Annotated in this window: 9 protein-coding genes; 5 read left to right on the top strand and 4 right to left on the bottom strand. The window is 55.5% G+C overall.

The genetic code is table 11. The features are described from left to right. Positions 1-163: 163 nt before the first annotated feature. From fruB to fruA, 3 genes are read left to right on the top strand one after another with little or no spacing between them, the layout of a single operon-like run. Positions 164-1,294 carry a fused PTS fructose transporter subunit IIA/HPr protein gene (fruB, locus tag ACOTXR_RS08385; RefSeq protein ID WP_023330930.1) on the top strand — a complete coding sequence of 377 codons (1,131 nt, stop codon included), beginning with the start codon at positions 164-166 and terminating at the stop codon, positions 1,292-1,294. Further along, complete coding sequence (gene fruK / locus ACOTXR_RS08380; protein ID WP_008500936.1) at positions 1,294-2,232, top strand: 1-phosphofructokinase; 939 nt, start codon at positions 1,294-1,296, stop codon at positions 2,230-2,232. The genes fruB and fruK overlap by 1 nt, the downstream gene beginning before the upstream one ends. 16 nt (positions 2,233-2,248) lie before the next feature. Next, positions 2,249-3,940: a PTS fructose transporter subunit IIBC gene (gene fruA, locus ACOTXR_RS08375; protein WP_014884575.1), complete on the top strand. Its 1,692-nt coding sequence runs from the start codon at positions 2,249-2,251 to the stop codon at positions 3,938-3,940. 45 nt (positions 3,941-3,985) lie between these two features. Here fruA and nfo read toward each other — a convergent pair whose 3' ends face one another. Together nfo and ACOTXR_RS08365 are read right to left on the bottom strand one after the other, a co-directional pair. Further along, on the bottom strand, positions 3,986-4,843 hold the full coding sequence (gene nfo, locus ACOTXR_RS08370; protein WP_014884574.1) for a deoxyribonuclease IV: 858 nt from the start codon (positions 4,841-4,843) through the stop codon (positions 3,986-3,988). 64 nt (positions 4,844-4,907) lie between these two features. Further along, positions 4,908-5,954 (bottom strand): YeiH family protein, encoded by a 1,047-nt coding sequence (locus ACOTXR_RS08365; RefSeq protein WP_058691088.1) that lies wholly within the window; start codon positions 5,952-5,954, stop codon positions 4,908-4,910. 97 nt (positions 5,955-6,051) lie between these two features. Between ACOTXR_RS08365 and yieE the strand changes: the two genes are divergently transcribed. Both yieE and lysP read left to right on the top strand, forming a co-directional pair. Then, positions 6,052-6,918, top strand: a complete 867-nt coding sequence (gene yieE, locus ACOTXR_RS08360) for a DNA-binding transcriptional regulator YeiE (protein WP_014884572.1) — start codon at positions 6,052-6,054, stop codon at positions 6,916-6,918. Between the two features lie 170 nt (positions 6,919-7,088). Beyond that, positions 7,089-8,558 carry a lysine-specific permease gene (gene lysP, locus ACOTXR_RS08355; protein ID WP_014884571.1) on the top strand — a complete coding sequence of 490 codons (1,470 nt, stop codon included), beginning with the start codon at positions 7,089-7,091 and terminating at the stop codon, positions 8,556-8,558. 54 nt (positions 8,559-8,612) lie between these two features. Here the strand turns inward: lysP and ACOTXR_RS08350 are convergent, their stop codons facing one another. Together ACOTXR_RS08350 and fghA are read right to left on the bottom strand one after the other, a co-directional pair. Then, positions 8,613-10,598 (bottom strand): ligand-gated channel protein, encoded by a 1,986-nt coding sequence (locus ACOTXR_RS08350; RefSeq protein WP_078310354.1) that lies wholly within the window; start codon positions 10,596-10,598, stop codon positions 8,613-8,615. 259 nt (positions 10,599-10,857) lie between these two features. Next, positions 10,858-11,685 carry an S-formylglutathione hydrolase gene (gene fghA, locus ACOTXR_RS08345; protein ID WP_058691087.1) on the bottom strand — a complete coding sequence of 276 codons (828 nt, stop codon included), beginning with the start codon at positions 11,683-11,685 and terminating at the stop codon, positions 10,858-10,860. Positions 11,686-11,733 lie beyond the last annotated feature (48 nt).

Genomic DNA, 11,733 nt, shown 5'->3' with positions numbered 1-11,733 from the left:
TAAATTCTGAGATCGTAAATACGACTTTTCTTGCAAGACATTGCAGAAAGCGCAAGACTTTTTGAAACGTTTCAGCGCTATCTTGTTTTAACCAGCGGAGCAGGCTAGCGTATTTTTTCTCATGTAAGCTGAAACGATTCAATTTCAGCAGGAGAGGAGAACCATGTTCCAGTTATCTGTTCAGGATATTCACCCGGGCGCTCAGGCCGGGGATAAAGAAGAGGCTATTCGTCAGGTTGCCGCTGCCCTTGTGCAGGCAGGCAACGTCGCGGACGGCTACGTAAACGGTATGCTGGCGCGCGAGCAGCAGACCTCCACCTTCCTCGGTAATGGGATTGCCATTCCGCACGGTACAACAGACACCCGCGACCAGGTGCTGAAAACCGGCGTGAAGGTTTATCAGTTCCCGCAGGGCGTGCTCTGGGGCGAAGGTCAGGTAGCGTATGTGGCTATCGGCATTGCGGCCAGCAGCGACGAACATTTGGGTCTGCTGCGTCAGCTAACGCATGTCCTGAGTGATGACGCCGTGGCGGAACAGCTGAAGTCTGCGACAACCGCTGAAGAGCTGCGTGCCTTGCTGATGGGTGAAAAACAGAGTGAAGCGCTGAAACTGGATAATGACACGCTGACGCTGGATGTTGTGGCTTCGGATCTGGTCACGCTGCAGGCGCTGAACGCGGGTCGTCTTAAAGAAGCCGGGGCGGCTGATGCCACCTTTGTGACGCGCGTGATTAACGACAAACCGTTGAATCTTGGCCAGGGTATCTGGCTGAACGACAGTGCTGAAGGCAACCTGCGCAGTGCTATCGCGGTGAGCCGTGCAGCCACAGCGTTTGACGTTGAGGGTGAGCCTGCCGCCATGCTGGTCACCGTGGCGATGAACGATGAGCAGCCAGTGTCGGTGCTGAAGCGTCTGGGCGATCTGCTGCTGAATAATAAAGCTGAAAAATTGCTGAACGCGGATGCTGCCACCGTGCTGGCTCTGCTGACCAGTGATGATGCGCTGACGGATGACCTGCTGACCGCTGAGTTCGTGGTACGTAACGAACACGGCCTGCACGCCCGTCCAGGCACCATGCTGGTGAATACCATTAAACAATTCGAAAGTGAGATCACCGTGGCTAACCTTGATGGCACGGGCAAACCGGCCAACGGCCGTAGTCTGATGAAAGTGGTCGCGCTGGGCGTGAAGAAAGGTCACCGTCTGCGTTTCACCGCGCAGGGTGCTGATGCTGAACAGGCGCTGAAAGCGATTGGCGACGCCATCGCGGCAGGTCTGGGGGAGGGCGCATAATGAGCAGACGTGTTGCGACTATTACGCTGAACCCGGCATATGACCTGGTGGGGTTTTGCCCGGAGATTGAGCGCGGCGAAGTAAACCTCGTGCGTACCACTGGCCTGCATGCTGCGGGCAAAGGGATTAACGTCGCGAAAGTGCTCAAGGATCTCGGTATCGATGTCACCGTGGGTGGATTCCTCGGTAAAGATAACCAGGACGGTTTCCAGCAGCTGTTCAGCGAGCTGGGCATTGCTAACCGCTTCCAGGTCGTTCAGGGCCGTACCCGTATCAACGTCAAGCTGACGGAGAAAGACGGTGAAGTGACCGACCTGAACTTCTCTGGCTTCGAAGTCACCCCGTCAGACTGGGAGCGCTTTGTTAACGACTCCCTCACCTGGCTCGGTCAGTTCGACATGGTGTGCGTCAGCGGCAGCCTGCCGTCCGGCGTGAGCCCGGAAGCGTTTACCGACTGGATGACGCGCCTGCGTAGCCAGTGCCCATGCATTATTTTCGACAGCAGCCGTGACGCACTGGTTGCGGGTCTGAAAGCGTCTCCATGGCTGGTGAAACCGAATCGCCGCGAACTGGAGATTTGGGCTGGCCGTAAGCTGCCAGAATTAAAAGATGTGATTGATGCAGCCCATGCGCTGCGTGAGCAGGGTATCGCTCACGTCGTGATCTCGCTGGGTGCAGAAGGCGCGTTGTGGGTTAACGCTTCTGGCGAATGGATTGCCAAACCGCCGTCAATGGAAGTTGTGAGTACCGTTGGCGCTGGGGATTCGATGGTTGGCGGCCTGATTTACGGCCTGCTGATGCGTGAATCCAGTGAACATACGTTACGTCTTGCCACCGCCGTTGCAGCCCTGGCCGTGAGCCAGAGCAATGTCGGTATTACCGATCGTACCCAGTTAGCCGCGATGATGGCGCGCGTTGACTTAAAACCTTTTAACTAACAGCAGGAGAGGAATAATGAAAACGCTGCTGATCATTGACTCCGGTCTCGGACAGGCTCGCGCCTATATGGCGAAGACCCTGCTGGGCGCGGCGGCACAAAAAGCACACCTGGACATCATTGATAACCCGGGTGATGCTGAACTGGCGATTGTTCTGGGTGATAAAATCCCTGCGGACAGTGCGCTGAACGGCAAAAAAGTGTGGCTGGGCGACATTAATCGCGCGGTGGCACATCCAGAACTGTTCCTGAGTGAAGCGAAAGGCCACGCGTCGGTTTACAGCGCACCTGTCGCGACAGCACCGACCGCGGCTGCGGCCACCGGGCCGAAACGCATCGTGGCGGTAACGGCGTGTCCAACTGGGGTAGCGCATACCTTTATGGCGGCTGAAGCCATTGAAACCGAAGCGAAAAAACGCGGCTGGTGGGTAAAAGTCGAAACCCGTGGCTCCGTGGGTGCCGGTAACGCCATCACCCCGGAAGAAGTGGCGGAAGCCGATCTGGTGATTGTGGCGGCCGATATCGAAGTCGATCTGGCGAAGTTTGCCGGTAAGCCGATGTACCGCACCTCAACCGGCCTGGCGCTGAAAAAGACCGCTCAGGAATTTGATAAAGCGCTGGCGGAAGCCAAACCTTACCAGGCTACCGGTGCGGCTAAAACCGCCACCGAAGGGAAGAAAGAGTCTGCGGGGGCCTACCGTCACCTGCTGACGGGTGTGTCTTACATGCTGCCGATGGTGGTGGCGGGTGGTCTGTGTATCGCGCTGTCGTTTGCGTTTGGTATTACAGCATTTAAAGAAGAAGGTACGCTTGCGGCTGCGCTGATGCAGATCGGCGGGGGGTCAGCGTTCGCGCTGATGGTGCCGGTTCTGGCAGGCTTTATCGCTTTCTCCATCGCTGACCGTCCTGGCCTGACGCCGGGTCTTATCGGCGGTATGCTGGCTGTCAGCACCGGTTCCGGCTTTATCGGCGGTATCATTGCCGGTTTCCTGGCCGGTTACGTCGCGAAGCTGATCAGCTCGAAGCTGAAGCTGCCGCAGAGTATGGAAGCGCTGAAACCGATTCTCATCATCCCGCTGATTTCCAGCCTGGTGGTGGGTCTGGCGATGATTTACCTCATCGGTAAACCGGTAGCGGGCATCCTGACGGGTCTGACCCACTGGCTGCAAACCATGGGTACGGCGAACGCGGTTCTGCTGGGCGCAATCCTCGGCGGTATGATGTGTACCGATATGGGCGGTCCGGTGAACAAAGCGGCATACGCGTTTGGCGTTGGCCTGCTGAGTACCCAGACCTACGCGCCGATGGCGGCGATCATGGCGGCCGGTATGGTGCCACCTCTGGCGCTCGGCCTGGCGACCATTATCGCCCGTCGTAAGTTCGACAAAGCGCAGCAGGAAGGCGGTAAAGCGGCGCTGGTGCTGGGTCTGTGCTTCATCACCGAAGGTGCAATCCCGTTCGCGGCGCGTGATCCAATGCGTGTGCTGCCATGCTGTATCGTGGGCGGTGCGGTGACGGGGGCCATCTCCATGGCGATTGGCGCGAAGCTGATGGCACCACATGGTGGTCTGTTCGTCCTGCTGATCCCTGGCGCAATCACCCCGGTATTGGGTTACCTGCTGGCAATCATTGCCGGTACGCTGGTGGCGGGTCTCTCTTACGCGGTGCTGAAACGTCCGGAAGCGGAAGGGGTTGCAAAAGCAGCGTAAGCGATAAGCAACAAAAAAGCCGGGTGCTAAGCAACCCGGCTTTTTTTATGCCGCCTGTTCAGCGGTCTGCTGTGCCTTGAGCCACGCGATCTCTTCCGCCCAGATATCCGGATTGATGGTTTCCAGCACCATGGGGATACCGTCGAAACGGGCATCCTGCATAATAAAGCGAAATGCATCGTGACCAATATTGCCTTCGCCCAGGCTGTGGTGGCGGTCAACCCGGCTACCAAAGGCGCTTTTCGCATCGTTGAGGTGCATACCGCGCAGGTACTTGAAACCCACGATGCGCTCAAACTCATCGAACGTGTTTTTCGTTGCCTCGGTTGTACGCAGATCGTAACCAGCCGCAAACGCGTGACAGGTATCAATGCACACGCCCACGCGGGATTTATCTTCCACGCCGTCGATGATCGCCGCCAGATGTTCGAACTTAAAACCGAGATTGCTGCCCTGACCGGCGGTGTTTTCGATCACCGCGGTCACGCCGTTGGTTTTCTCCAGGGTGATGTTGATGGACTCAGCAATACGCGCCAGACAGGCGTCTTCGTCGATCTGCATCAGATGGCTACCCGGATGGAAGTTCAGCAGCGTCAACCCCAACTGTTCACAGCGCTGCACTTCATCAAGGAACGCCTCGCGGGATTTATCCAGCGCTTCCTGAACCGGATGACCGAGGTTAATCAGATAGCTGTCGTGGGGAAGGATCTGGCCCGGCCCGTAGTGGTATTTTTCACAGGCGGCTTTGAAATCATCAATCACGTCGGTGGTGAGCGGTGCGGCGCGCCACTGGCGCTGATTTTTGGTGAACAGGGCGAAAGCGGTTGCTTCGATTTCGGCGGCGCGAATGGCGGCGTTTGCAAGGCCACCTGCAGCGCTGACGTGCGCTCCAACATATTTCATAAATAGACTCCTGTTAACCCGAAACGCTTATCATAACGGGTTAACAGGAGAACGACGAGAGGGTTTATGCCATCAGGCTGTGTACGGCGAGGTTAATCGCGCCGCCGCCCACAATCAGCCAGATAAAGAGCACCAGCGCCATCAGCAGCGGTTTTGCGCCGGCTTTTTTCAGGGCGCTGACGTGCGTGGTCACACCCAGAGCCGCCATCGCCATGGCCAGCAGCACCGTATCCAGCGTCACCAGCATATCCACGACCGCTTTTGGCAGCAGGTGGAACGAGTTAAAGATAGCGACCACGATGAACAGGATCGCAAACCACGGAATGGTGATTTTGCTTTTCTCGCTGCCACCTGCCGGAGCCAGTTGCTTAACCCGCGCGGCCAGGAAAATCAGGAACGGGGCCAGCATCATGACGCGCAGCATTTTGGCGATGACCGCGGCATTTTCCGCTTCCGGATTGATGGCGTGACCTGCTGCGACCACCTGCGCCACCTCGTGCATCGTCGAACCGATATAGATGCCGTAGGTTTCCGGGCTAAACCAGTGCGCCACCAGCGGATACATAGCCGGATAAAGGAAGATTGCCAGCGTACCGAAGATAACCACCGTCGCGACGGCCACCGTCACTTTACTGGCTTCAGCTTTAACGACCGGTTCCGTTGCCAGTACCGCTGCCGCACCGCAAATGCTGCTGCCTGCGCCAATTAACCAGCTGGTCTGCTTGTCCAGGCCAAACACCTTCTGGCCGATAAAGCACGCCAGCATAAAGGTGCTCGAAAGGGTCAGGACATCAATGGCAATCCCGCTCACGCCGACATCCTCAATCTGCGAAAAGGTCAGGCGGAAGCCGTAAAGAATAATGCCCAGACGTAATAAATGTTGTTTGGCGAAAATGACGCCCCCGTCGCAGGATTTCCAGATGTGCGGGTAGACGGTATTCCCGACCACCATGCCGAGCAAAATAGCCAGCGTTAAGGCACTAAACCCGGCACCGGCCACTGCCGGTATACTGCCGCCCCATAAGGCCACACCGGTGACGACGGCGCTGAGCGCGAGACCCGGCACGAAGTGCCACACTGTACGATGATGTTGTAAGGTGAATTCTGACATAACCTTCTCCTTTGTCTGGCTAAAGGTTACGGCGATCTGGCTTAAAAATAAAATTGATTATATACTTATAATCAATCTATATAAGTGGTAAGTGACCATGCACATTACATTGCGTCAGCTGGAAGTGTTTGCCGAAGTGCTGAAGAGCGGCTCTACGACTCAGGCGTCACAAATGCTGGCGCTCTCTCAGTCTGCCGTTAGCGCGGCGTTGACCGATCTTGAAGGACAGTTAGGCGTTCAGCTTTTCGACAGGGTAGGGAAGCGTCTGGTGGTCAATGAGCATGGCCGCCTGCTTTACCCGCGCGCGCTGGCTCTGCTGGAGCAGGCTATCGAAATTGAACAGCTGTTCCGTGAAGACAACGGCGCGATCCGCGTTTTTGCCAGCAGTACCATCGGTAACTACATCCTGCCGGAAGTGATTGCCCGCTATCGACGGGATTTTCCCTCGTTGCCGCTGGAGATGAGCGTGGGTAACAGCCAGGACGTCATCAACGCGGTGATCGATTTTCGCGTGGATATCGGTCTCATTGAAGGTCCGTGCCACAACGTCGATATCATCGCCGAGCCCTGGCTGGAAGACGAGCTGGTAGTGTTTGCCTCCCCGGCCTCTTCTTTATTACAGGGCGAGGTGACGCTGGAGCGCCTGGCGCAGGCTCAGTGGATCCTGCGCGAGCAGGGTTCCGGCACGCGTGAAATTGTCGATTACCTGCTGCTGTCTCATTTGCCGCATTTCCAGTTGGGAATGGAGCTGGGGAACTCGGAGGCGATTAAGCATGCGGTGCGTCATGGACTGGGTATCAGCTGCCTTTCCCGACGCGTGATTGCGGAACAGCTTGAGACGGGATCGCTGGTGGAAATTCCTGTTCCATTGCCGAAACTGGTGCGCACGCTGTGGTGCATCCATCATCGTCAGAAACACCTTTCCAGTTCGCTGCAGCGTTTTCTGCGCTATTGCGAGATGTGAAATTGCCCCTCATCCTGGCCCTCTCCCCAAAAGGGGGAGGGAAAAATGATGCTTTACTTATAATCCTGGCCGCGTCATGAAGCTCTCTTATAACTGAGTATTTCTGCCGGAAGGAACGCCGATCGTCTGCTACAATCGCGCCTCATTTATTGAATGGACAGCATTTTCACATGGTTTCAGAAACTAAAACCACAGAAGCGCCCACGCTACGTCGTGAACTCAAGGCGCGTCACCTGACGATGATCGCCATTGGCGGATCCATCGGTACAGGTCTTTTCGTTGCCTCTGGCGCAACGATTTCGGCAGCTGGCCCGGGTGGGGCATTATTCTCTTATATCCTGATTGGCCTGATGGTCTACTTCCTGATGACCAGCCTGGGTGAACTGGCGGCATACATGCCGGTATCCGGTTCGTTTTCGACCTACGGACAAAAATACGTGGAAGAAGGCTTCGGCTTCGCGCTGGGCTGGAACTATTGGTACAACTGGGCTGTTACCATCGCCGTTGACCTCGTCGCCGCACAGCTGGTGATGACCTGGTGGTTCCCGGACACGCCGGGCTGGATCTGGAGCGCGTTGTTCCTGGTCGTCATTTTCCTGCTGAACTACATCTCCGTACGCGGGTTTGGTGAAGCGGAATACTGGTTCTCTTTGATCAAAGTGGCAACCGTCATCATCTTTATCGTCGTCGGTGTGGCGATGATCGTTGGTATTTTCAAAGGGGCAGAGCCTGCGGGCTGGAGCAACTGGACAATAGGCGATGCGCCGTTTGCCGGTGGGTTCTCGGCCATGATTGGCGTGGCGATGATTGTCGGCTTCTCTTTCCAGGGCACTGAGCTGATTGGTATTGCGGCCGGTGAATCTGAAAACCCGGAGAAGAACATTCCTCGCGCGGTGCGTCAGGTCTTCTGGCGTATCCTGCTGTTCTACGTGTTCGCGATCCTGATTATCAGCCTGATCATTCCGTATACCGATCCAAGCCTGCTGCGTAACGATGTGAAAGACATCAGCGTCAGCCCGTTCACTCTGGTCTTCCAGCACGCGGGACTGCTCTCTGCGGCGGCGGTAATGAATGCGGTGATCCTGACGGCAGTGCTGTCTGCGGGTAACTCCGGTATGTACGCGTCCACCCGTATGCTTTACACCCTGGCCTGCGACGGTAAAGCGCCACGCATCTTCGCTAAACTGTCTCGCGGTGGTGTGCCACGTAACGCTCTGTACGCCACCACGGTGATTGCCGGTCTGTGCTTCCTGACCTCCATGTTCGGCAACCAGACGGTTTACCTGTGGCTGCTTAACACCTCCGGGATGACGGGCTTTATCGCCTGGCTGGGCATTGCCATCAGCCACTATCGCTTCCGTCGCGGTTACGTAATGCAAGGTCATGATCTGAACGACCTGCCGTATCGCTCAGGGTTCTTCCCGCTGGGGCCAATTTTCGCCTTCATTCTGTGTCTGATTATTACGCTGGGCCAGAACTATGAAGCGTTCCTCGCGGATACTATCGACTGGGGCGCCGTCACGGCAACCTACATTGGTATTCCGCTGTTCCTGATCATCTGGTTTGGTTACAAACTGACGAAAGGAACACACTTCGTTCGCTACAGTGAAATGGAATTCCCGGAACGATTTAAACAATAACCGCAATTCCTCTCTTTCAGCCCGCTCATTCGAGCGGGCTTTTTTATGGGGCGGTTAGAAGCTGTAAGTCATGCCAACGGTATAACGACGCCCATCAAGCACGGTGTCATACGTATCGTAATCAATTTGCTTATCGAGCACGTTATACACACCGGCAGTCACAAGCAGGTTTTTGTTCGCGTTGTAGCGCAGACCCACATCCACCTGGGTATAGGACGGTGTACCCTGGGACATTGATGTACGGCTCAGATACTCAGACGTTTTACCGCGCAGGTTCAGACGACTCCAGAAGCCGACGTCTGGTGTCGCCTGCCAGTCCAGGGTGGTATTGAACATATGTTTTGGCATTTTGTTCAACGGCTTACCGGAGAACTGGCCGCTCTTCTGCTCGGATTCCGTATAAGTGTAGTTGGCAGTCCAGTTCACATCGCGCGTGATTTTCCAGCCGAAGGTAGACTCCACGCCGCGCATGTTGGCTTTGTCCACGTTGACGCGATCGCTCACGAAATCATAGCTGTGATCGCCAATCGTACAGGCGGGATCGGAACTGCTGTTACAGCGGCGAACTTCAGTAATTTTGTCTTTGAAGTCGGTATTGAACAGCGTCACACCGGCATTAAGATTGTCGTTATTATCCCAGATCAGGGCGATCTCTTCACTCAGACTCTTCTCTGGTTTCAGGTCCGGGTTGCCAACGATGATACCGTCAAGACGGCCACCACCCGTTACCTGCCCCCAGCTGGCAGACGACTGACGCAGGTCCGGTGCACGGTAGCCCGCAGAAACCCCGCCTTTCAATGTCCACTGCTCGGCGAGGTGCCATACACCGTAACCACGTGGCGTCCAGTTAGTACCATAGTTTTGGTCTTTGTCCATGCGCAGGCCGCCGGTTAACGTAAAGCTTTCCGTCATTGCCCATTCATCTTCGGCAAACAGTGCCCAACTCCAGCGTGTCAGTTTGTTCAGGCCATCGGCAGCCTCCAGCTGATTGCCGTTGTCGCGCAGTTTCTCATAGCGATATTGCCCGCCGAGAGTCAGGGTATGATCGGCGAGGAAGATCTGGTTCTGGTTGTTGAAGGTGGTGTTGTACGAGCGCATTTCACGATCCGGATTATTCGTCTCTTCCTGTTGGATATAGCTGGTGGTATTGAAGTCGTCGTAATAACCGCTGTGGGTTAATGAGTAGGTGGTATGTTCATAGCGGGTTTCGCTTTTGGTATTTGGCGTACAGGTCGTTCCACGGCAGGTTTCCGTCGCTTTCGACATCCCCGGCGTGCTGTTTCTGTCCTGAAGTTCACGGGCAAAGTCGAGGTCGAAATCATTTTGCTCGTCCGGCGTGAAATTCAACGTAATACCGCCGTTACGCATTTTCTGCTCGTTATACCCGTTTACAATCTTATCTTCTGCGCGGCGTGACAAAAGCCCCGTCACTTTTGCGCCAAGCAGCCCGTCAATCAGGGGACCTGAAGCGTAGGCGTTGGTCTGAAAGATATCACCGGAATCATTGTTTTCCTGGAAGGTTGCATCGCCATGCAACGAACCTGTCCAGGCCTTGGTGTTCGACACTTTTTTGGTAATGACGTTGATGACTCCACCCATAGCATCAGAACCGTAAAGTGAGGACATCGGGCCACGGATAACCTCGATACGCTCAATGGACTCCAGCGGCGGCAGCCAGCCTTGTTCAATGCCCGAGTTGTCGCTGTTTGGGCGGGTACTGCGCGTACTCACGCGTTTGCCGTTCACCAGGAACAGCGTGTACTGCGACGCCATGCCGCGAATACTGATATCACTGCTGCTCCCGCCGCCAGTAACGACGACGCCCGGGACGTCTTTCAGGGCATCGGTGACATCACGGTAGGCTTTATCTTCAATCTGCTGTTTTGAAATCACCGAGATGGAGGCGGGGGCATTCTGGATTTTTTGTTCAAAACCCGTCGCAGTGACGACAACGGTGTCCTGATCGGCTGCGTGAACGAAGGAGGAAAGTGTGGCGGCGCCAATGGCGGCGGCCAGCAATTTAACGCGTGGTATTGTCATTTGTACATTCCATATAAAAAGAAAAAAACTCCATCGGGATAACCCTGAGAACTGTATGTATTTGTCTTGTAAGAACTCTTTGTGATGGAGAAGAGTCTGAAATTGTACAAAAGAATGAATAATTGTAAACACAAATGATAATTGAAATCATTTGTGTTTGATGTGTTGGCAAGAAAATAGCCTGGTTTCAAGCGGATAGGATTATGTCAATAAGGGGAAAAGCCCGACAGGCGAGAGGCTATCGGGCAAATAGCGAAAATTACGCGAACAAATGCGCCGCGTGGAAGCGGAGATGATCCTCAATAAAGGAGGCCATAAAGTAATAGCTGTGGTCATATCCTGGCTGAATGCGCAGCGTGAGCGGCCAGTCCTTCTGGCGTGCCGCTTCAGCTAAAACGGCGGGCTGGAGTTGCCCGGCGAGGAACTGATCCGCATCGCCCTGATCGACAAGCATCGGGATCGCATTCGCTGAGTCGCTCGCCAGCATCAGCGCACAGCTGTCCCATTCCTGCCATTTCGTTTCATCTTTGCCCAGATAGTGGGTGAAGGCTTTTTGTCCCCACGGTACCTGCGTTGGGTTAACAATCGGCGCGAACGCAGAGACGCTGGTATATTTCCCGGGGTTTTTCAGCGCCATGATTAGCGCCCCGTGTCCGCCCATGGAATGTCCGCTGATGGCGCAGCGATCGTTTACCGCGAATTCGGCCTGAATCAGCGCAGGCAGCTCGTCACGGATGTAGTCATACATACGATAATGACTCGCCCACGGCTGCTCGGTCGCATTCAGGTAAAACCCGGCGCCTTTACCCAGGTCGTATCCTGCATCATCCGCCACATCGTCCCCACGGGGGCTGGTATCGGGCATCACCAGCGCGATACCCAGCTCGGCCGCAATACGCTGCGCACCGGCTTTGGTTGTGAAGTTTTCGTCGTTGCAGGTCAGGCCAGAAAGCCAGAACAGAACAGGCGGATTCTCTGCCGGAGGCAGGAAAATACTGAACGTCATGGCGCAGTTCAGCGTGGTGGAGTCGTGCCGCCAGCGCTGCTGTCGACCTTCAAAACAACGGTGCTCTTCGAGCAGTTCCATGCAAGGCTCCTTAATGAGAATAGCTATTCATTGGCATCATAATACAGC

This window comes from Enterobacter cloacae complex sp. IR53030 (assembly GCF_049238365.1).
Classification (GTDB): Bacteria; Pseudomonadota; Gammaproteobacteria; order Enterobacterales; family Enterobacteriaceae; genus Enterobacter; species Enterobacter kobei.
Note: the sequence above shows the minus strand (reverse complement) of the source record. Positions and strands in the feature narration are given on the sequence as shown.

Bases quoted from the DNA above. Each gene is read 5' to 3' on its own strand.
- fruB (WP_023330930.1), top strand. From the start codon at position 164: ATGTTCCAGTTATCTGTTCAGGATATTCACCCGGGCGCTCAGGCCGGG.
- fruK (WP_008500936.1), top strand. From the start codon at position 1,294: ATGAGCAGACGTGTTGCGACTATTACGCTGAACCCGGCATATGACCTG.
- fruA (WP_014884575.1), top strand. From the start codon at position 2,249: ATGAAAACGCTGCTGATCATTGACTCCGGTCTCGGACAGGCTCGCGCC.
- nfo (WP_014884574.1), bottom strand. From the start codon at position 4,843: ATGAAATATGTTGGAGCGCACGTCAGCGCTGCAGGTGGCCTTGCAAAC.
- ACOTXR_RS08365 (WP_058691088.1), bottom strand. From the start codon at position 5,954: ATGTCAGAATTCACCTTACAACATCATCGTACAGTGTGGCACTTCGTG.
- yieE (WP_014884572.1), top strand. From the start codon at position 6,052: ATGCACATTACATTGCGTCAGCTGGAAGTGTTTGCCGAAGTGCTGAAG.
- lysP (WP_014884571.1), top strand. From the start codon at position 7,089: ATGGTTTCAGAAACTAAAACCACAGAAGCGCCCACGCTACGTCGTGAA.
- ACOTXR_RS08350 (WP_078310354.1), bottom strand. From the start codon at position 10,598: ATGACAATACCACGCGTTAAATTGCTGGCCGCCGCCATTGGCGCCGCC.
- fghA (WP_058691087.1), bottom strand. From the start codon at position 11,685: ATGGAACTGCTCGAAGAGCACCGTTGTTTTGAAGGTCGACAGCAGCGC.